Here is a 20,336-nt window from a genome sequence, read left to right on the forward strand (position 1 = left end):
AAATGAGAAAAAATATGAACAGAACTATAATAGATACAAGAGTTATAAAAATTCGCACTTTCCTGGTTTTTTGTACTGCCTTTTTAATTGCAATGGGCTGCATTTTTCTTGTAAATAAAGATCAGGAAAAAAGGGAAAAACTCAAGGCAGCCTATGCCGCGGAGACGACAGTCAGCAAGGTGGAAGCACAGCTGAATAAGTATCTGACGGAGTCGGAGCTTATGGAAAAACTGATCGAGGAACGAACAGAGATCACGGATACGGAATTTTCGGAATTATCGCGGCTGATGCAGGATGAGAATCAAGTGATATCCGCACATGAACTTGCGAAGGACGGATGTATTTCACAGGTATATCCTTTTGAGGAAAATAAAGAAGCAATCGGACTTGATATGCTTAAAGATCCTGAACGAAAGGCGGCTGCGAACCTGGCAAAGGACAGTGGAGAATATACGCTTGCCGGTCCCTATGAACTGGTACAGGGAGGAGTAGGCGCACTTCTGTTTGATCCAATCTATATAGAAGACAGTTCTGGAGAAGAACAGTTCTGGGGATTTTCTATTCTGGTAATTGACTGGGATAAATTTATCGCCCAGACAGAACTGAGTAAACTGGAGGATGCAGGCTACAGTTATCAGATCTGGAAAAAAGTACTGGATACAGATAAGAAAGTAGTACTCGCACAGTGCGAAAAACCGAAAGAGAAAGATACACTGGAGGTTGCCTGCAAAGTACCGAATGATACCTGGTATTTTGAAATTGTTCCGGTGAATGGATGGATCACCTGGCTTCAGAAAGGATTTATGATCCTGATTTCTCTGGCAATTGCGGCATTGCTGGCGGAAGGTTATCTGCAGATTGTACTGCGGCGTAACAAGGAGCGTGTCCATGAAGAGGAACTGGAGAGAGCTGTTGAAGAAGCACGAAAGGCAAGCGAAGCAAAATCCAGATTTCTCTTTAATATGAGTCATGACATTCGTACTCCAATGAATGCGATCATAGGTTTTTCGGAACTTCTGGAGAAACATATAGATGACAGAGAGAAGGTTCTCAAATACACAGACAGAATCAAGGATTCCAGTTCTTTTCTGCTTTCACTGATCAATTATGTCCTGGAAATGGCACGGATTGAAAGTGGAGAGGCAGAACTTAAGATGGAAGTGGAATCTTTTAAAGAACTGGCAGAATCGCTGCAGACAGTTTTTGAACCGGAGATTCAGAAAAAACATCTTCAATATATATGCACACTGAAAGCAGAGCATCCATATGTGTTCTGTGACAGGACAAAGGTCAAGGAAATCCTGCTTAATATTGTGAACAACTCCATCAAATATACACCAGAGGGAGGTAATATCACAGTAGATATATCGGAAGTTCATCATTCCGAGGAGGGGCACACATTTTTCAAAATAGTGATCGCTGATACCGGCATTGGAATGAGTGAGGAATACCTTCCACACATCTTTGAAGAATTCACCAGGGAAAGAACAAGCACAGAGAGTAAGGTAGTTGGAACAGGCCTTGGACTCTCCATTGTAAAGTCACTGGTAGATCTGATGGGAGGTACGATCAAGGTTGAAAGTGAGAGTGGCAGGGGAACCAAAACAACGATCACTCTGTCCTTTCAGGCAGTACCAGAGGAACAGATTCCGAAAGAACCAAAGGATAAAAAGCAGCAGATACTTCACAAACTGAAAGGAAGGAGAGTGCTTCTGGCAGAGGATAATGAACTGAATGCAGAAATTGCCATGGAACTTCTTCGTGAAAATGGTGTGGAAGCAGAACGTGTGGAAGACGGGGTGGAATGTGTTAAACTTCTTCAGAGGAAGCCGGAGGGCTATTACGATCTTATCCTTATGGATATTCAAATGCCGAATATGGATGGATACAACGCAACACAGGTGATCCGTAAACTTGACGGTCCAAGGGGGCAGATCCCTGTTATTGCCATGACGGCGAATGCCTTTGAGGAGGATCGTCAGAAGGCTTTTGAGGCAGGAATGAATGCACACATTGCCAAGCCGGTTGATATGAGGATTCTGTTTTCAACGATGGCGGAGATAATGGATGAGCATACAGAACTGATACAGCAAACATTATATGAGAATAAAGGAGGAGCAAAATGTTAAATATTCCAACACCACATAATAATGCAAAAGCAGGAGACTTTGCAAAAACGGTATTAATGCCGGGAGATCCACTCCGTGCAAAATATATTGCGGAGACCTATCTGGAAAATCCAAGACAGGTGAATGCCGTCAGAAATATGTTTGGTTATACAGGAACCTACAGAGGAAAAGAGGTTTCTGTTATGGGCGCCGGCATGGGCATGCCGTCTATAGGAATCTATTCCTATGAGCTGTTTAATTTTTATGATGTAGATCAGATTATCCGAATTGGTTCAGCAGGAGGTTTTCAGGATAATATTAAACTGATGGATGTGGTGATCGCTATGGGCGCCTGCACGGATTCAAATTTTGCTTACCAATACGGACTGCCGGGAACTTTCGCACCGATCGCAGATTACGGATTGCTGAGCAGAGCTGTTGAGACTGCAAAACGTCAGGGAACGAATGTAATCGTAGGGAATGTTCTGTCTACGGATGTATTTTATAATACAATGAGTAATGCAAATGATCTATGGAAAAATATGGGCGTACTGGCGGTAGAAATGGAAGCAGCAGGGCTGTATATGAATGCTGCAAAAGCAGGAAAGAAAGCATTATGCATGCTGACAATTTCAGATCATGTGTACACAGGAGAAGCTTTAGATGCCGAAGAACGTCAGCTTGGTTTTGGCAAGATGATGGAGATTGCACTGGAACTGGCATAATACAGGCAGAGTTAATGTGATTAAAGGTAACTATTCAGAAAGTAGTATCCCGCGAGGCGTTTTGGTATGTTTTTTGCCAAAATCCCGAGACATACAAGGCAAAATGCCATCACCGAAGGTGATTTGGAATGCATTTTGACTCGTAACAGTGAGGGTACTGAACAGTTACGATTAAGGAATCAAAAAACAGATATGCATATAAAAGAGAGTTGAGTAAGGTAATGAAGAAACTGGAACAGGGACAGATTCAGGAACTGATCAGAGAAGCAATCCGGATGATGGATCATTCGTATGCTCCGTATTCTCACTTTCATGTAGGAGCAGCATTGCTGGCAAAGAATGGCATGGTATATGGTGGCTGTAATATCGAGAATGCGGGATATACACCGAGCAACTGTGCAGAGAGAACCGCATTTTTCAAAGCAGTCAGTGAAGGGGTGTTGGAATTCGATGCAATCTGTATAGTCGGAGGTATGAACAAGAAGCTGGAAGAGTATGCGGCACCATGTGGTGTCTGTCGGCAGGTTATGATGGAATTCTGTGATCCTGAAGAATTCCAGATTATTCTGGCAACGAGTGAAGAACAGTATGAGATATTCACACTGAAAGAACTGTTTCCTCTTGGATTTGGACCAAAGAATCTAAAGAAATAAAAAAGCCGGGTTGAGACTATGTTTGAAAAAATGATTGCACAGCAAACAGCAAAAAAAGCAAAGCTTCTCGATAAGTTCCTGGAAAAACATGAGGCTCAGTATCCATTTCCGGAGGATATAGAACTGATTCAGGATGTTGATTATATGGGAGATGGAAAGCCCTGTCATTTTATGGATATTTATCGTCCAAAAAGTTATAAAGGAAAACTTCCAGTCATGTTCAATCTGCATGGAGGAGGTTTCCTTCTTGGCAAAAAAGAAGAGGGACATCTGTTTTGTGCAGAGATGAGCCGAAAAGGCTTCCTGGTATTTTCTCTGGAGTATCCGCTTGCACCAGAGACGCTGTTTCCGCAGATACTTAAGGATCTGATGACAGGAATGGAGAATACATGGTCGTCTATTGAAAGCTATGATGGTGACAGAACACGTATCTATATGACGGGGACGAGTGCAGGGGCAAGTCTGTGCATATATCTGGCTGCGATGCTTGAGAGTCTGGAACTGGCAGAAGCGTTTCATGTGATTCCGGCAGAACTTAAGATTCGTGCCATGGGGCTGGTAAGTGGAATGTATTACACAACAAAACCAGACAGCATAGGACTTTTTCTTCCATCTTATGTTTATGGAAAGCAGTGGAAAAAGAGTTCATTTTATCCATATATCAATCCCGAAAATGAAGTGATCCTCCGGCATCTGCCGCCCGCCTTTCTGGTTACAGCGTATGGTGATATGCTGCGAAATTACAGCAGACAATATGCAGAAGCAATGAAACGGTGCGGTGTGATATGTCATCTTGAGGACTTTGATACAGGCAAAAAACTTCCACATGCGTTCAGTACCACTTTTCCGGAAATGCCGGAAAGCAAAAGGGCAAATGAACGGATGGTAAAATTTCTGCTGGAACACTGATTGACGAAAATGTTTTAGCGTGGTATACACATAGAGTGGCAGCTGTAAGTAAAATTCAGATGTCACTCTGTTTTTTTGTAACGTTTTTGATACATACATCGTCATATATGTGAAGGAGGAAAACACCAATGCTGAATATTCAGGAAGTATACGAACAGTATTTTACCATCGTATACCGCTATCTGCTTTCACTTTCGCATAATACACATATTGCGGAGGAACTCACGCAGGAAACATTCTTTAAAGCCCTGAAAAAAGTCGACGATTTCAGAGGCGACTGTGACCTGCGAGTATGGCTTTGTCAGATATCCAGGAACACATATTATGACTATCTGAAGAAGAATAAAAAGTATGCACCGGAACTTCAGGAAGAAACAGAGGATACTTTTTCGAAGGATCTGCTTCAGAACTTTTCGGATAAAGATACTGCATTTCAGGTTCACAAAGTACTGCACAGACTTTCAGAACCATATAAAGAAGTTTTTTCTCTCCGTGTGTTCGGAGAACTGTCATTTGCCACCATATCCTCGCTGTTTGGTAAGAGTGAAAGCTGGGCAAGGGTTACGTATCACAGAGCTTGTAAAAAGATCAGGGAGGAATTAAACCATGAAGATTACTTGTAATATTATTGAAGATCTGCTTCCACTTTATGTCGATGACATGGTGAGCGAAGACAGCAGGAAGCTTGTAGAAGAACATCTGAAAGAGTGTCCGGCCTGCCGGAAAATGCAGGAAGAAATGATGAGAGAAAATTGTCTGACTGCAGGCAGAAAAGATGGTAATTCCGCGCAGATAAATAAAACAGAGGCAGAGCCACTCAAAAAAATCCGACGCAGGATTCGCAAAAAAAGAATATTCTCTGTTATTCTGGCAGTTGCTCTCGTGGCGGCAGCAGGAGGAGTCGGACATTACTGGTACTATGACAAGGAAAACTATATCTCCTGGGATGCAGCAAATATATCAGTAAAAGACGGCAAGGTGTACTCTGCAGTCAGTCCGCTGGGAAGGCTGAAATCGATTTTGTCCGTGGACCAGAAAAACATGTTCTATATGATGTCTGAAACAATGTGGACACGCAGCCAGTATCCGTCAGATCCTGGTACAGAAAACGAACTCTGGTCTATCAAGGAATTTCAGGAAGCACATGACCGGGGCGATGATGCAGTTACAGATGAGACCTCGTTTCCATCAGGAATTGAAAATGTCTACTATGTGGATCCGGAAAATGTAAAAGAAGCATGTAAACTTTGGGATTATCAGGATAATCCGCAGGAAGCCCAGAAGAAAGCGGAGGAACTGGCAGCGAAGAGTCATCTGATCTGGAGTGCGGAAAAATAAAAAATGATGGAATGGATTCCGGTACGGCTTTGTGGTAAGATAAAACAAGTGAGGCGAAAGTCGAAACACCAAAGAAAGGTGCACAGCCTATCAGCCGAACGATTACATTTGATAATAAACAGGAGAACACCGTGAAGAATATAATCGAAATCAACGACATTATCGCACCGGAATTAGATATATATGCACGGACATCGGAGGTGCAGCTTCTCAGATATTACGAACCAGATCCAGGTATTTTTATTGCAGAAAGCCCGAAGGTGATCGAACGTGCATTAAATGCAGACTATGAACCGATTTCCTTCCTTGTTGAACATAAAGACCTGGAGGGTGAGGCAAAGTATATCCTGGAACGTTATCCGGAAATCCCGGTATATACAGCAGAATATGAAGTACTTGTAGGAATGACAGGTTATGCACTGGCAAGAGGCATGCTCTGTGCAATGAAACGCCGTCAGCTTCCATCTGTAGAAGAGATATGCAGAAACACCAGCCGCATTGCAATTCTGGAAAATGTCGTGAATCCGACAAATATCGGGGCAATTTTCCGAAGCGCAGCGGCTCTCCATATGGATGCTGTTCTTCTGACAAACGGATGCAGCGATCCACTTTATCGAAGAGCAGCCCGGGTGAGCATGGGAACCGTATTTCAGATCCCATGGACATATTTTGACAAAAAAACATCCTGGCCACAGGAGAGCATGAAGGTCATTCAGGATATGGGATTTAAAACTGTGGCAATGGCACTGCGTGAGGATTCCTGTAGTATTGATGATCCAAAGCTGCTGGCGGAAGAGAAACTTGCAGTAATTCTCGGTACAGAAGGTGACGGACTGGCATCCACAACCATAGCAGACTGTGACTATACGGTGATGATTCCGATGTCGCATGGAGTAGATTCACTGAATGTGGCAGCGGCGAGTGCCGTGGCATTCTGGGAGCTTGGCAGGAAACGATAGATATATGAAACAATTATAGAAAGTTCTTCAAAGGGCTATTGTCTTTTGAGGAACTTTATGACTATTCAGAAGGTAGTATCCCGCGAGGCGTTTTGGCACATTTTTTGCCAAAATCCCGAGACATATAAGGCAAAATGCCATCACCGAAGGTGATTTGGAATGCATTTTGACTCGTAACTGTGAGGGTACTGAACAGTTACGGAACTTTTTACTATAATGCAGAAGATAATCTGTGAAATGAGGAGAAGATAATGTTAAAAAGATTTTCAAAATATGTATTGCAGAGTGTTGCAGGAATGATTGGACTTTCAGTTTATATTCTTGCGGACACTTTTTTTATAGCATATGCTTCGGGAGCAGATGGACTGGCAGCTCTCAATCTGATTCTTCCGGTATTCGGTCTGATCTATGCAATCGGAGCAATGATCGGGATTGGATCGGCGACGAGATATGGAATCAGCAAAGCCAAAGGAGAGGCGGCAGACCACTACTTTACACAGTCAATTGCCTGGAGTGTGCTGTTCAGTATTCCGTTTGTGCTGGCAGGAATCTTTGCTCCGGATAAATGTCTGGCATTTCTTGGGGCAGATGCCAGACTGGTTGAACTGGGTAAGACGTACCTGCGTATCATCCTTATTGTGGCACCGCTTTTCATGTCAAATTATACCGTCACAGCATTTGCAAGAAATGACAATGCAACTTCCAAGGTAATGGCTGGTTCTCTTGCCGGAAGTGTCTTCAATGTAGTATTTGACTATATTTTTATTTTCCCGATGGGGCTTGGATTTTCCGGCGCTGCACTTGCAACGGCATTCTGCCCGGTTGTCACCATGCTGATATGTTCCACGCATTATATGAGCAAAAAATGCAGCGTTGGTTTCCGATGGAAAAAGCTGTCTGTGCGTCATCTGATCTCATGCTGTCAGCTTGGTGTGTCGGCTTTTGTAGGAGAAATTTCTTCGGCTGTGATCACCTTTATATTTAATATGCTGATTCTTGGGCTTACCGGAAGTACCGGAGTTGCAGCCTATGGTGTTGTTGCAAATATGTCACTTGTAGGAATGGCGATCACGAACGGAATGGCACAGGGAACACAGTCATTGATCAGTGAAAGCTTTGGAAAAGGTGAGCACGGTCAGGTAAAAAAACTTCTTCGCTGGGCATTGACCAGTGTGATCGTAGTAGAAGTGGCGATGGTTATTCTGGTATGGATATTTACAGATCCATTTGTTGCGGCTTTTAACAGTGAAAATAATCTGCTTCTTCTGAAATATGCACATACAGGACTGCGCTTATACTTCCTTGGATTTCTGTTTGCCGGAGTAAATATCATGCTGGTGGCATATTTTTCAGCAACTGCAAGTGCACGTCCGGCGATCATCGGATCACTGCTTCGAGGTGCTGTTGCAATCGCAGTCTGTGCGATTGTGCTCGCAAAGCTTCTGGGAATGAATGGTGTCTGGCTGTCATTCCTGGCATCTGAGATGCTCACCTTTGTGGTCATCCTGATTTTATCAAAACACAAAGAAAACAGGTAAACAAGAGAATATGCAAGAGATTCTGTTTACGCAAATCTCTTGCGGTTAATTTTATTTGTAGTAAATCAGATTACGTTGGCAAGCCCTTTCCCAAGTGCGATGATCTTATCGTAAACCGCATCAGCCAGTGCGGCATGTCCTTTTTCATCCATATGTTCACGGTCGGTTATACTTGGAGAAGCGAAATCAGCAGCATTCAGGAAAGCGGCATGATTCTGAAGTGCAGCTTTGCGGTATTCATCTGCGAGATTTCTGGAAACTGCTTCAGATTTTTCATCAAATTCCGGATCAAAATCCGGTTCTCCCACACCATGACCAAGATGGATCGGAGAGATAATAAGCAAGTCAAAATGCTGAGATGCATTGAGCCGTGCCTTACGGATTACCTGATCAAGGCCCTTTGCGATCACACTGGCAGAAGCACCATAGCGGGTTTTGCAGTCATTGGTTCCGAGCATGATGATCACAAGATCAAGAGGATCATGCATCTCTACAGTAACACCGATCATATCCAGTCCGCGGCGGCCTTCACGGAGTTCATCATGAAAGACGGTAGTTCTTCCGCAAAGTCCCTCTTCTATAATATGATATGCTGGACCAAGCTTTTTTTGAAGAAGAGCAGTCCATCTTGTATTTTCGTCAAATCGGCCGGTTTTATCCGGCTTATATCCCCAGGTATTAGAATCACCAAAGCATAAGATATTCATGAGATCACACTCCTTAATCAAATAAAACCATATAAACATACCGAATAAATATGTTATAATAATAAATGTTTTTTCATGAAATGTCAATAATGATCGTAAAAAAATACAGTCCTGTTCATACGATGTTATGAATCTGGACTGTATGTGATGGAACTATCAGAAAACAAGAATACCGAGATGTTCAAGAAGAATCTTAAGACCAAGAAGGACCAGGATCAGACCACCGATAAACTCAGCTTTACTTTTGTATCTGCTTCCGAAAAAGTTTCCGACAACAACTCCGATAATGGAGATAATCATAGTCGTGATTCCAATGATGGTGATTGCTTCTATGATCGGAGTATCAAGGAAGGCGAAGGTGATACCGACGGCAAGTGCGTCAATGCTGGTAGCAACAGCGAGAACGAGCATATTTTTGTGATCGAGAGGTGCATCCATGACGTCGACGGTTTCTTCTTCGTTCCATTCCCGGATGGCCTCGATCATCATTTTGCCGCCGATAAAGCTGAGCAGGATAAATGCGATCCAGTGGTCAATGCTGGTGATATATTTCTGGAACTGACTGCCGAGGAGCCAGCCAATAAGCGGCATCAATGCCTGAAATCCACCGAAATAAAGACCGATGATGAGGGTCTGCTTCTTGTTGAGCCTGCGCATTCCAAGTCCCTTACAGACGGAAACTGCAAAAGCATCCATGGCAAGACCGATACCCAGTAGAAACAATTCAATAAACATTAACATAGTTAAGCTCTCCTTTTTCTTTTTTTCGTTAAGAAAGTATCTGAGCACACAAAAAGACCCACGTATGCAGCAAAACAGTACAGACGCAAAAGTCCTGTATGTACTGCCTTACTGCATACATGAGTCTCATTCATTAAGATTTGCCAGGTACAAAACAGTTACTGTTCGTTTTGTTCACAGCAACCCAAAATACCAGTATGTTGACAAATCACACATTCTTTCGTGCAAATTACTCCCTCACGTAATTTCCCTAAAATCAGATTGCACCTACTATAACAAATGCATGGGAGGCTGTCAATAATTTTTTTCATTAACAGACAGAAAAAAAGAACTGCTATAATGGCAGTTCTTAATTATGTTCTGGCTGGAGAAAGGAAACCGCGTGAGTGGATTTTTTTACAGTACCGCGGTAGATATAGAAGATACCGCCAAAAAATCCAAAGATCAGTCCTGCATATCCACCGGAACAGAGAATAACAGTTGCTCTGACAAGTGTGGTGGCATTCTGGAGAAACGGACAGATCAGTGCACCTGTAAGGAGGCCGGCAACTGTCCATCCGATTACCAGAAGAGGAAGAAAAACGGATGCGGTAGTATGTTTCTTTGTATGTTTTTTAATATGATTCCATAAAGTTTTATACATTGTAATCCCTCATTTCTTAATCAAAAGTGATTGTTTTTTTGATTTATCTTTATTATAGAGAGGGAGTGTAAAATGCGAATGCAGAGTAATGAAAAATCTATGTAAAATTTTACTTTACTCAATAATTATGGGTAAGAGAAAATGCATATACTGAAATAAATGCAGAAACAGAAATGAGACAGCAATGCCAGATCAGAAAGTCGATAATCTGTTAAATTTGTCTATGGATGCTACACCGAAGGAAAGGGAAAAATCAGAAAATCTGAACGTGGGATATGATCCGAAGACCAGACGGTGGGATGTGATCGTAAAATACAGCGGTCCGGAGAGTGGACTTGCCGGAGTGGGGATCGAGGTAGTGTCGCTGCTCGGAGGTTATGCGATAGTGACTTTGCCAGAATCAGAGATTGATGCATATTCAAACAGAGAACAGATTGAGTTTATTGAAAAACCGAAAAGACTTTACTTTGAGACTTTAGAGGAGAGAGCAGCGAGCTGCATACTGCCTGTGCAGGCAGGAAATGATGGATTGACAGGTGAGGAGATTCTGGTTGGGGTTGTGGATTCTGGTGTGGATTATTTTCACCCGGATTTTAGAAATGAGGATGGCAGCAGTCGGATCTTAAAACTGTGGGATCAGAGTATACCCGGAAATCCGCCGGAAGGTTACATAAGAGGAACTGAATATACGAAAGATAAAATTGATGAGGCGCTTGCATTTGGGGAAACCGAAGGCAGGCATCTTGTTCCGACCAGGGATTCCAGCGGACATGGGACGGCAGTGCTTGGAATCGCGGCGGGAAATGGGAGAGCATTGGATGGGGTGAACCGTGGCATTGCGTACAAGAGTGATCTTCTGGTCGTGAAGATGGGAAATGCACGGCAAAATTCATTTCCACGCACAACGGAACTGATGGAAGGGATTGATTATCTGGTACGACAGGCAGTGAAGATGGGAAGACCGATTGCTGTCAATATCAGTTTTGGAAATAATTATGGATCACATCGGGGAGATTCTCTGCTGGAAACATATATCAGCAATGTGGCGAATGTAGGGCGTTCTGTCATCTGTGTCGGAACTGGAAATAACGGAAATGACAGGATCCATACAGCCGGAAAACTCCGGCAGGGACAGATAGAAATGATAGAGATGAGTATTGGACCTTATGAGACAACATTAAATTTACAGTTATGGAAAACCTATGCAGATGAAATTGAAATTTCTATAGAAACGCCATCCGGTGAAAAATTACCGGGACTTTCTGAGAAGATCGGCACGAAGAGATACCGTGCTGGGGAGACAGATTTATTGATCTACTACGGGAAGCCGGGGCCTTTTCAGGTGACACAGGAGATTTATTTTGAGTTTATTCCGACAGGAACTTATCTTACAAGTGGAATCTGGAAACTGTATCTGCATGGCAGACGCATCAAAGAAGGAAATTATAATCTGTGGCTTCCTGGCGGAAATATCCTGAACCCAGTGACCGGATTTTATCGCCCGATAGCGGAAGAAACACTGACAATCCCTTCAACAGCGGCCAGAGTGATTACAGTAGGAGCATACGATTCCAGGCTGAATGCATTTGCAGATTTTTCAGGCCGGGGCGGAAAACAGCTAGTGTATTTTAAACCGGATCTTGTTGCTCCGGGCGTGGATGTTACAGCTCCGGTACCAGGAGGCGGTTATTCAGGCGTGACCGGAACTTCTTTTGCAGTGCCCTTCGTCACCGGAGCAGCGGCACTTATGATGGAATGGGGAATTGTCAGGAAAAATGATCCGTTTCTTTGGGGTGAGAAGGTAAAAGCATATTTAAGGCGTGGTGCCCAGCCCCTGCCCGGGTTTGAACAATATCCAAATGCGAGTACAGGGTGGGGGTGGTTGTGTATAGTACAAAGTCTCCCTCAGGAGTGAAAAATAAATGGGAGCAGGTGCTGTAGATTATATTTCTCATATATTAAATAAAAGATTGTAAGAAAAAGTTTAGGATATGAAAATCGAGAGATAGCGAAAGAATATGTCTAGGAAATATATATGTATGATACTGGGAGAGTAAAGATGGAATGGAAAATAGTTATAAAATATAGAAGGATTTGATTGCTCTTTAAAGTTACATAAGATAAAATATTGTGTATAAAACTGGAAATATGCTATGCATTATAGAATTTGATGGTTTGAATGAGGGCGAGTAAATGGAAGATACTACACTTAAAAAAAAGGATATTGAAGAATTAGAAAAGTTAGTTGAGCTGGCTAAAGAACAAGGGAATAATATTAATCTAAACTTGGTATATATGGTAATAGATTCGGAAAAAATAGATTATGCGAAGGCAATGAGATATTTTGAAGACAGAGGAATTACAATGATAGAAGGGGATGTTGAACCAGATATTACGGCATATTCATGTGAAGGTGAACGGATTAGACCTTTTGATCCTTCTAAAATAAGCATTACCATGAAACCTATGACGTTGGATGCATTAATAAAGAGAATACAAAATGAAGAAATTGAATTTGATACATCGTTTCAAAGAAAAGCTGGATTGTGGAGTAAAAGACAAAAAAGCCAATTGCTGGAGTCAATTTTTTTGCGAATTCCTTTGCCAGCATTTTATTTTGATGCTACTGATGAGGATGAGTGGTTAATTATTGATGGTTTACAGCGAGTATCAACTTTAAAAGAATTTGTTGTAGATAAAAGCTTAAAGTTACAAGAATTAGAATTTTTCCCGGAATTGAATGGATGTAATTATGATAGATTACCAAGAATGTTTCAAAGGAGAATAGATGAAACGGTTATCAATGTTTATCTAGTTAATCCATCTACACCAGAAAATGTTAAATTTAATATTTTTAAGAGGATTAATACAGGGGGATTAATGCTTGAACCTCAGGAAATAAGAAATGCTTTATTTCAAGGGCAGGCAACAGAGTTTTTACAAGAGTGCTCAAAATTAGAATGTTTTATTAATGCAACTGCGGGAAGCATAAAAAGTGAAAGGATGCTGGACCGGGAATTTGTTCTTAGGTATGTTTCATTTTGTTATTTGGATTTACAATTATATAATGGAAATATAGATGAGTTCTTAAATGAAGGAATGAAATTTCTTAATCATGCTGACGAGATGTGTGTTAGAGAAATAAAGAATGAATTTACCTTTGTTATGAATGCTATGTTTGCAGTAATGGGAAATAACAGTTTTAGAAAAATATGTGAGGATGGAAGACGAAGACCAATTAATAAGGTAATCTTTGAGTCGTGGTGCTATGTATTTAAAACATTGACCCCAGAGATAGTAGAGCAGTTAGAAAAGAAAAAAGAAAAAGTGCAAAAAGAATATATGAAATTATGTGCGTCTCAAGAGTATTTATATTTGTTAAAAGTTCCAGATAAAAAAGCATTATACGCACGTATCAGAGCAGTTGATGAATTGATCCATGAATTTATTTAAAGAGGAATTAGAATGATTGAAAAAATTTCATTAAAAAACTTTAAATGTTTTGAGCGAATTGATGTTACATGTCGAGAATTGAATTTATTTACAGGTATTAATGGCATGGGAAAATCGACATTGATTCAGGCATTGTTATTATTGCGACAAACATATGAAAAAAATAATTGTTTGGAAAATCAGCGTTTGATCCTTAATGGATCCTATGTTGGACTGGGAACCCAAACTGATATTATGTATTGGTTTAGAAAAGATGATGTGCTTTCTATAGAAGTAGAGGAAAATGATCATAAATGGATGTGTCAGTATGATAAAGTTGGAAATTTGATTTCAGAAAGTCAGGAACCTTTATTTGAAAGAGATTCATTTCTTACAAAAAAATTTGAGTATATATCGGCAGAAAGATTGGGACCTCGCCGTTATTATGACACAATAGAAAATGAAAATTCTTTGCATTCAGAAATTGGAGTGAAAGGTGAAAAAACCGCAGTATGCTTGTATGAGAAGGGGAGTGACGTAAAAGTTTATCCAAATATGAAGCATAGTTCAGAAACAAGTGAACGACTTGAATTGCAGATAAATGCGTGGCTATCAGAAATTTCGCCAAATATAAAGGTAAATGTAATTCCTTATTTAGATGTGAATTTAATGGGCGTGAGATATTCGACAAGTAACAGTTTAGGAGAAGAATCTACAAATGCATTAAACATGGGATTTGGAGTTTCATATTCGTTACCTATTATTGTTGCATTATTAAGTGCCAGAGAGGGAGATATACTTGTGCTTGAGAATCCAGAAGCACATTTACATCCACGTGGTCAGAGAAAAATTGGTGAATTAGTTGCTTTAGCTGCTGCTAATGGTGTCCAAATTTTTATGGAAACACATAGCGATCATGTTTTAAATGGAATTCGATTAAGTGTTCGCAATAAAAAGATATCATCTGATAAGGTAAAAATAAACTATTTTTATGAATACTTATCAGAAGAAGGAATTCAAAAACATGAAAAAACATCTCCGGAAATTTTAGAAGATGGCAGTTTATCGAATTGGCCGGAGGGTTTTTTTGATGAGTGGGATAAAGCAATTGATGAATTATTTTAAGAGGAATATAAATGGTATTTAATGAGATTTCTTTGAAACAACAGGTTGCAAAATTACCATTAACTGAGCAATTTTCGGGCTTTTTAAAAGTGTGCCAAGAATTGAAACATAGGAATAAGGACAATGACTTCTACTATACGGATGAATTAATGACAGAAGAAATTGCTAATGAATATACGGTATATGATTGGTTGAAAGATCGAAATGTGCCTCAAAAAGATAAGCAGTTTTTTAGATCTCTGATTCAGAGAGGACATAGAATAGAAACAGGAGATTTTCTTGAGAGTGAACTGATTGTAGAATTAGAAAATGAAGGTTCTATTTCTGCTAAGGGTGCTTTAATGGCATATGAATGGGATAGCTACATAGTTAGTTTGTTATCATCTGAATTATGGGAAAAGGAATGGATGGAGGGAAAATATATATCCATTAATGCCGAAGAAGATGAAGCAGTTAAAGTAAGAAATTGTGGAATTTTAGATCATGTAGATCAATTGATTACAAGTGAAAGAAAACGACAGTCATTAATTATTTCTTCAGGAACTGAGTTATGGGAAAAAAGAGAACAACTATATCCACATTTGATTTTTTGCAAAGAGGTGAAAAGGCAATTAGAAGAAGCTCGTGTTTCAATACAAATTCAAACTATCATGAAAAGAATCCAGATTTTAGAGGATTATTTTGCAACATACGAAGGAGTGTTTGATAAAAATGAAGTTGGGTTTGGATGCAGAACAGAATCCGAGTCTGTGAAGAAAGATAAAGAATTAAATGAGTGTAGAAAATTTGTAACACCATATGGAAAAGAAGAATATTTTTATTGGCATATAAGTTTTCCTGGAAACTATCCAGGCAGAATACATTTTTTACCAGACCCGGAACATAGGGTGGGAATTGTTGGATATATAGGAAAGCATTTGCCAACACCAAAATTTTCGACCATTTAATGTAGCAATGACGTTACATCCTTCCCACCTACTTTGTAACAATTATATAACGTCTTCTATACAGAAATATGCGGTTTTAAGCCATTTTCGTGGCAAAAAAACCGCATATTTTTTGTAGCAATGACTGGACATCCTCGGGGCGGTTGTGTTTGGAAAGTAGTTTGCTATAAAAAAAGCGTATTGAGGAAAATACAAAATTATGGTATAATAATGAAAAGAAAAATGAATGTTTTAAAATTAAGTAAATTAACGAATAATAAACAAAGTAACGAAAATGGAGAAATGTAAGATGAAAATAACAACAGCTGAAGTAAAAATTCTGATAAAAGAGTGTGTTAAAACGTGTGGAATGTATACTGCCGCTGATTTTAAAAATTATATAATTAAAAAAAGTGGGAAGGACGTTACAAGAAATCAGATAACGGGAGCAATTGGACAATTAATGGATACGAAAGATATTGTAAGGGTTGAGAGAGGTTTATATGCAAAAGATATAAATCATATTGATAATAGTGTAGAAGCTAATAATGATACAGAGATGAAAAAGGAAATTTATCGTACCTTAAATAAGATGGAAGATGACTTAATAAGTAAGCTGGGGTCAATTAATGTTTTGGGTTTGGACAGTGATGACTTTATAATTATAACAAAGGTCAGAATGTTAAGAGAGTCTATAGAAGAAATTAAAAAAATGTGTAAATAGATATTCGTAATTAGTATAAAGGGGGAAAAGAATGCTCCAAGAAAGTAATCGCATAGAATTTAAAGTGGAATTGAATGATAAACTGGAAAAAGAAGTGGTTGCTTTACAAGAATGGGGACATCATCTCAACCAATGCCAACTGCAATGCCTGATGATCTTTATAGCAAAAGAATTCATAATACATTGCGAAATATTACATCTCCCAGACCGGATTTTACTTTTGCACAATTGAAGATATATTATCAGAAAAGAGGATTGGAACTGAATGAAAAGTTTGTAAATTTACTGGAACTTTTAACTCCTGAGGGTAAGTTTCATTATGTTGCATATTTGCTTGCTGATGAAAATGGAGTATCTATTAAGGTTGCAAAATATGCTGGAACGGACAAAGTAGATTTGATTGAGAATGAAGAATATGGTTATTGTTCTTTGATTAAGGCTACACATCAAGTATTGGAAAAGTTAAAAATCGAAAATGTAACCAGAGCAAAGGTAACGAATACCAAGAGAATGGAGAAAAATTTAATTGCACCCATTTTAATGCGTGAAGCAGTGATAAACTCAATTGTACATTCTGATTTTACAAGAGAGATACCACCTGTTTTTGAAATTTTTAATGACAGAATGAGTTTTACATCTTATGGTATAAGAGTAGAATCTGACCGAAAGGGATACTGGAAAATCATTCAATAGAAAGATGGAAACTGATATAATGAGTGCAGTGATGCTCAAAACTGGATGTGAGGATAACGAAAATGGGACTTATTAATATAATTTCAGATAGAAAAAATGTAACTTTGGATTCGGATGTGATTCTTTATATTATAATGCACGGAAAAATTGCGGAGATTCATATTGTGGGGGGGAAGCGTATATGAGACGAGAGCTACTTTGAAAGATCTGGAAGGACTATTGAAAGAAGACTTTGTAAAAATACATAGAGGCTGTATTGTGTCTGTAAAAGCGATTCATGATGTGACAGATACGGTAGATCTCAGCAATGGAGAAGAATTGTTGTATACTGTCCGCAAGAAAAAACAAATAGTGGCCGAGATTCAGGAAAAGCAGAAAAGAATGATTAATGCTTTGGGAAAAAGAGGTATTCCGGCTACAGAAGAAGAATATCGACGTTATTATAGTTCTTTTGAATATCTGCCTATTGCATTTACGGACATAGAAATGGTGTTTAATGAAGAAAGTCATGCAGTAGACTGGATTTTCCGTTATGCAAATCAGGAACTTGCCAGATTAGAAAAGCTTTCGTTGAATCAGTTGCTGGGAAAATCCTTTGGCAGTTTGTTTTCCAATATGGATTCGAAATGGCTGCGAAGTTATGAACGTTCGGCACTTTATGGAGAAGTATTGGAACTTATGGATTATAGCCCGGAGATAGACACCAACCTGAAAGTAATCTGTTTTCCTACCTTTAAGGGACATTGTGGCTGTATCTTGTTTGATCTGGATAGGATTAAGGCAGTTGACAGTAGTAATAATGTCCATAAAATATGGGATACATATCTGAGAAATCGTACAAAATAGCTAACAGATATGTCGCTTTAAGCCGCTTGGATGTCGTTTTGTTCCATGTTTATTGACTGGAATAAAGCGATATTTTATTATATAAACAAATTACGAAGCGAGCCAGGAGAAAGTATTAGGCAGCAGAAAATATTTGAATTTTTTATAAGATAAAGGGGGAAAGATATCATGAAAAGAAAAAAAGTAAGTACTTTGATTGCCGCCGCATTGGCACTTACCATGACTGTCTGTAGCAGTTCGACCGCAATTGCAGCATCAGAATTAACAGCGGAAAGCAAACCGGCCACCCAGTATACGATTGACGCAAATCAGGAAGTTTATGCATTGCTGGACTTTGAGGATACTGCGGAGTTTGAGAACGCGACCAAAGGTCTGCTTGCTTCTCCGGATACTCTGGATATTTGTGATGAGAACGGGAAGGTTGTATGGAGTCAGACGGCATATGCTTTTCTGGATCAGGACGCTCCGGATACAGCGAATCCCAGCCTTTGGAGAAACACACAGTTGAATCATATTTATGGCCTTTTTGAAGTAACCGATGGAATTTATCAGGTGCGTGGCTATGATATGTCCAATGTCACATTCATAAAAGGTGATACAGGATGGATTGTAGTAGATCCATTGATGAGTATAGAGTGTGCACAGGCGGCTTTTGCCCTGGTGGAAGAGAATTTAGGCTCTTTTCCTGTAAAGGCAGTGATCTACAGCCATTCCCATGTTGATCATTTCGGTGGAGTCAAGGGAATTGTTTCAGAAGAAGAGGTACAAGCCGGTAATGTGCAGGTAATTGCACCGGAAAGCTTTGAGAAGTATGCTGTCAGCGAGAATATTTATGCAGGTACTGCTATGGGACGAAGAGCAAGTTACCAGTATGGAACAATGCTTGAGGGTGGTGAAACAGGATCCCTTGCCATTGGTATTGGTATGGGACAGTCCAAGGGCAACACAAGTTATATTTCTCCTACACTTGAAATTACACAAACTGGTGAGAAGCATACCATTGACGGAGTGGAAATTGAATTTCAGCTTACTCCGGGCACCGAAGCACCGACAGAGATGAACTTCTGGATTGGATCGAAAAATGCTTTATGGATGGCTGAGAACTGTACAGGAACACTCCATAATCTGTATACACTCCGCGGAGCCCAGGTGCGTGACGGAAACGCATGGGCAGAGTACATCATGGAATCTCTGTCTCTTTATGGTGATAAGGCAGAGGTGGTGTTCCAGTCCCATAACTGGCCACATTGGGGAAATGACATTATTCAGAAATATATGACCAATACTGCAGCTGTATATAAGTTTATTAACGACCAGACATTACTTTATATTAATGAAGGTTATACGGAAACAGAGATTGCCAATATGATCCAGCTTCCCGAGGAACTGGAGAAAGTCTGGTATACCCGTCAGTATTACGGTACAGTTTCTCATAATTCGAAGGCAGTATATGAGAAATACATGGGCTGGTATGATGGTAATCCTGTCCATCTTGCTGAACTTACACCATCGGATTATGCCAAAAAGCTGGTAGAATATTTCGGTGATACAGATGCGGTTCTTGAAAAAGCAAAAGAAGATTTTGCCAAGGGAGAATATCAGTGGGTAGCCCAGATTACCAATACGCTGGTTTTTGCTGATCCGGAAAATACGGATGCACGTTATCTGTGTGCAGATGCATTGGAGCAATTGGGATATCAGGCAGAATCAGGTCCATGGCGCAGTGCTTACCTTTGTGCTGCACAGGAACTACGAAATGGTACAAATACCGATGATGCAACGCGAAGTAACGGTAACGGTGATGTTTTCTTACATATGACACCGGATATGATTCTGGATTATCTGGGAATTTTTGTAGATACGACGAAGATTTCGGATCTGACCTTTACAGCAAATATTATATTGCCGGAAGGCAATTATTTACTCCGCGTGAAAAATGGCGTACTTCTTTATCAGAAGGATACACAGGATCCGGATGCAGGTGTAACATGGACTACAAAATGTGCCGGACTGTTGTCTGTTGTTCAGAAAAACGCAGAGAATGTTGCTGCTTTAATCGAACAGGAGGGTGATGAGACCTGCCTGACACGATTGATGGATGCGGTTACTGTTTCGTCAGAGTATAAATATTTTAATATTATTGAACCATAGTAACTATTGTGACATGCCTGTTGATGCAGGTATGTCCGTTTCTATAAGTTCGCAGGGTAATTGTAAATGAAAAGCCTAATCCCCCAGCTATGCTGGGGAGAATGGAGTAGGCGGAAGC

19 protein-coding genes are annotated in these 20,336 nt (G+C 40.1%); 16 read left to right on the forward strand and 3 right to left on the reverse strand.

All coding sequences use genetic code 11. The annotated features are described in order from the left end of the window. The first annotated feature begins 14 nt into the window (after nt 1-14). From LIR34_RS12070 to LIR34_RS12105, 8 genes are all read left to right on the forward strand, one after another. Nucleotides 15-2,129: an ATP-binding protein gene (locus LIR34_RS12070; protein WP_173902884.1), complete on the forward strand. Its 2,115-nt coding sequence runs from the start codon at nt 15-17 to the stop codon at nt 2,127-2,129. Further along, nucleotides 2,123-2,833: a purine-nucleoside phosphorylase gene (gene deoD / locus LIR34_RS12075; protein WP_173902883.1), complete on the forward strand. Its 711-nt coding sequence runs from the start codon at nt 2,123-2,125 to the stop codon at nt 2,831-2,833. Before LIR34_RS12070 ends, deoD begins: the two co-directional genes overlap by 7 nt. Nucleotides 2,834-3,003: 170 nt before the next feature. Further along, a complete protein-coding gene (locus LIR34_RS12080) occupies nt 3,004-3,486 on the forward strand; it encodes a cytidine deaminase (RefSeq protein ID WP_265107729.1) in 483 nt (160 codons plus the stop codon). 18 nt (nt 3,487-3,504) lie between these two features. Beyond that, a complete protein-coding gene (locus LIR34_RS12085) occupies nt 3,505-4,395 on the forward strand; it encodes an alpha/beta hydrolase (RefSeq protein ID WP_173902882.1) in 891 nt (296 codons plus the stop codon). A gap of 128 nt (nt 4,396-4,523) precedes the next feature. Then, nucleotides 4,524-5,018, forward strand: coding sequence for an RNA polymerase sigma factor (locus tag LIR34_RS12090; protein ID WP_161285322.1), 495 nt, complete (start codon nt 4,524-4,526; stop codon nt 5,016-5,018). Then, nucleotides 5,002-5,733 (forward strand): zf-HC2 domain-containing protein, encoded by a 732-nt coding sequence (locus tag LIR34_RS12095; RefSeq protein WP_173902881.1) that lies wholly within the window; start codon nt 5,002-5,004, stop codon nt 5,731-5,733. Before LIR34_RS12090 ends, LIR34_RS12095 begins: the two co-directional genes overlap by 17 nt. A 131-nt stretch (nt 5,734-5,864) precedes the next feature. After that, nucleotides 5,865-6,692 (forward strand): TrmH family RNA methyltransferase, encoded by an 828-nt coding sequence (locus LIR34_RS12100; protein ID WP_173902880.1) that lies wholly within the window; start codon nt 5,865-5,867, stop codon nt 6,690-6,692. Between the two features lie 251 nt (nt 6,693-6,943). Beyond that, on the forward strand, nt 6,944-8,230 hold the full coding sequence (locus LIR34_RS12105) for an MATE family efflux transporter (RefSeq protein WP_173902879.1): 1,287 nt from the start codon (nt 6,944-6,946) through the stop codon (nt 8,228-8,230). A gap of 65 nt (nt 8,231-8,295) precedes the next feature. Here the strand turns inward: LIR34_RS12105 and LIR34_RS12110 are convergent, their stop codons facing one another. The 3 genes from LIR34_RS12110 to LIR34_RS12120 form a co-directional block, all read right to left on the reverse strand. Next, on the reverse strand, nt 8,296-8,937 hold the full coding sequence (locus LIR34_RS12110) for a GDSL-type esterase/lipase family protein (protein ID WP_173902878.1): 642 nt from the start codon (nt 8,935-8,937) through the stop codon (nt 8,296-8,298). Between the two features lie 156 nt (nt 8,938-9,093). Continuing rightward, complete coding sequence (locus LIR34_RS12115; protein ID WP_173902877.1) at nt 9,094-9,678, reverse strand: manganese efflux pump MntP; 585 nt, start codon at nt 9,676-9,678, stop codon at nt 9,094-9,096. Between the two features lie 349 nt (nt 9,679-10,027). Beyond that, nucleotides 10,028-10,321: a hypothetical protein gene (locus LIR34_RS12120; RefSeq protein WP_161285315.1), complete on the reverse strand. Its 294-nt coding sequence runs from the start codon at nt 10,319-10,321 to the stop codon at nt 10,028-10,030. Between the two features lie 184 nt (nt 10,322-10,505). Between LIR34_RS12120 and LIR34_RS12125 the strand changes: the two genes are divergently transcribed. From LIR34_RS12125 to LIR34_RS12160, 8 genes are all read left to right on the forward strand, one after another. Continuing rightward, on the forward strand, nt 10,506-12,236 hold the full coding sequence (locus LIR34_RS12125; protein ID WP_173902876.1) for a S8 family peptidase: 1,731 nt from the start codon (nt 10,506-10,508) through the stop codon (nt 12,234-12,236). A gap of 278 nt (nt 12,237-12,514) precedes the next feature. After that, a complete protein-coding gene (locus LIR34_RS12130; protein WP_173902875.1) occupies nt 12,515-13,774 on the forward strand; it encodes a DUF262 domain-containing protein in 1,260 nt (419 codons plus the stop codon). Nucleotides 13,775-13,786: 12 nt separating this feature from the next. After that, the gene (locus tag LIR34_RS12135) at nt 13,787-14,878 is read left to right on the forward strand and encodes an AAA family ATPase (protein ID WP_173902874.1); all 1,092 of its coding nucleotides are present in this window, start codon (nt 13,787-13,789) and stop codon (nt 14,876-14,878) included. 11 nt (nt 14,879-14,889) lie between these two features. After that, the gene (locus LIR34_RS12140) at nt 14,890-15,825 is read left to right on the forward strand and encodes a hypothetical protein (RefSeq protein ID WP_173902873.1); all 936 of its coding nucleotides are present in this window, start codon (nt 14,890-14,892) and stop codon (nt 15,823-15,825) included. Nucleotides 15,826-16,114: 289 nt separating this feature from the next. After that, nucleotides 16,115-16,528, forward strand: coding sequence for a hypothetical protein (locus LIR34_RS12145; protein ID WP_173902871.1), 414 nt, complete (start codon nt 16,115-16,117; stop codon nt 16,526-16,528). A gap of 111 nt (nt 16,529-16,639) precedes the next feature. Then, complete coding sequence (locus LIR34_RS12150; RefSeq protein ID WP_173902870.1) at nt 16,640-17,221, forward strand: hypothetical protein; 582 nt, start codon at nt 16,640-16,642, stop codon at nt 17,219-17,221. Nucleotides 17,222-17,383: 162 nt separating this feature from the next. Further along, a complete protein-coding gene (locus LIR34_RS12155) occupies nt 17,384-18,067 on the forward strand; it encodes a LytTR family transcriptional regulator DNA-binding domain-containing protein (RefSeq protein ID WP_330659937.1) in 684 nt (227 codons plus the stop codon). A 168-nt stretch (nt 18,068-18,235) separates the two neighbouring features. Continuing rightward, nucleotides 18,236-20,218, forward strand: a complete 1,983-nt coding sequence (locus LIR34_RS12160) for an alkyl/aryl-sulfatase (RefSeq protein WP_173902868.1) — start codon at nt 18,236-18,238, stop codon at nt 20,216-20,218. The last annotated feature ends 118 nt before the right edge of the window (nt 20,219-20,336 follow it).

Origin of the sequence: Blautia sp. MSK17_66 (genome assembly GCF_020538025.1) — a bacterium.
Lineage (GTDB): Bacteria > Bacillota > Clostridia > Lachnospirales > Lachnospiraceae > Blautia_A.

Excerpts from the sequence above, each read along its gene's own strand:
- LIR34_RS12160 (WP_173902868.1), top strand. The coding sequence starts at position 18,236 with ATGAAAAGAAAAAAAGTAAGTACTTTGATTGCCGCCGCATTGGCACTT.
- LIR34_RS12145 (WP_173902871.1), top strand. The coding sequence starts at position 16,115 with ATGAAAATAACAACAGCTGAAGTAAAAATTCTGATAAAAGAGTGTGTT.
- LIR34_RS12120 (WP_161285315.1), bottom strand. The coding sequence starts at position 10,321 with ATGTATAAAACTTTATGGAATCATATTAAAAAACATACAAAGAAACAT.
- LIR34_RS12070 (WP_173902884.1), top strand. The coding sequence starts at position 15 with ATGAACAGAACTATAATAGATACAAGAGTTATAAAAATTCGCACTTTC.
- LIR34_RS12135 (WP_173902874.1), top strand. The coding sequence starts at position 13,787 with ATGATTGAAAAAATTTCATTAAAAAACTTTAAATGTTTTGAGCGAATT.
- LIR34_RS12130 (WP_173902875.1), top strand. The coding sequence starts at position 12,515 with ATGGAAGATACTACACTTAAAAAAAAGGATATTGAAGAATTAGAAAAG.
- LIR34_RS12110 (WP_173902878.1), bottom strand. The coding sequence starts at position 8,937 with ATGAATATCTTATGCTTTGGTGATTCTAATACCTGGGGATATAAGCCG.
- LIR34_RS12125 (WP_173902876.1), top strand. The coding sequence starts at position 10,506 with ATGCCAGATCAGAAAGTCGATAATCTGTTAAATTTGTCTATGGATGCT.
- deoD (WP_173902883.1), top strand. The coding sequence starts at position 2,123 with ATGTTAAATATTCCAACACCACATAATAATGCAAAAGCAGGAGACTTT.
- LIR34_RS12140 (WP_173902873.1), top strand. The coding sequence starts at position 14,890 with ATGGTATTTAATGAGATTTCTTTGAAACAACAGGTTGCAAAATTACCA.
- LIR34_RS12115 (WP_173902877.1), bottom strand. The coding sequence starts at position 9,678 with ATGTTAATGTTTATTGAATTGTTTCTACTGGGTATCGGTCTTGCCATG.
- LIR34_RS12085 (WP_173902882.1), top strand. The coding sequence starts at position 3,505 with ATGTTTGAAAAAATGATTGCACAGCAAACAGCAAAAAAAGCAAAGCTT.
- LIR34_RS12095 (WP_173902881.1), top strand. The coding sequence starts at position 5,002 with ATGAAGATTACTTGTAATATTATTGAAGATCTGCTTCCACTTTATGTC.
- LIR34_RS12105 (WP_173902879.1), top strand. The coding sequence starts at position 6,944 with ATGTTAAAAAGATTTTCAAAATATGTATTGCAGAGTGTTGCAGGAATG.
- LIR34_RS12090 (WP_161285322.1), top strand. The coding sequence starts at position 4,524 with ATGCTGAATATTCAGGAAGTATACGAACAGTATTTTACCATCGTATAC.
- LIR34_RS12150 (WP_173902870.1), top strand. The coding sequence starts at position 16,640 with ATGGGGACATCATCTCAACCAATGCCAACTGCAATGCCTGATGATCTT.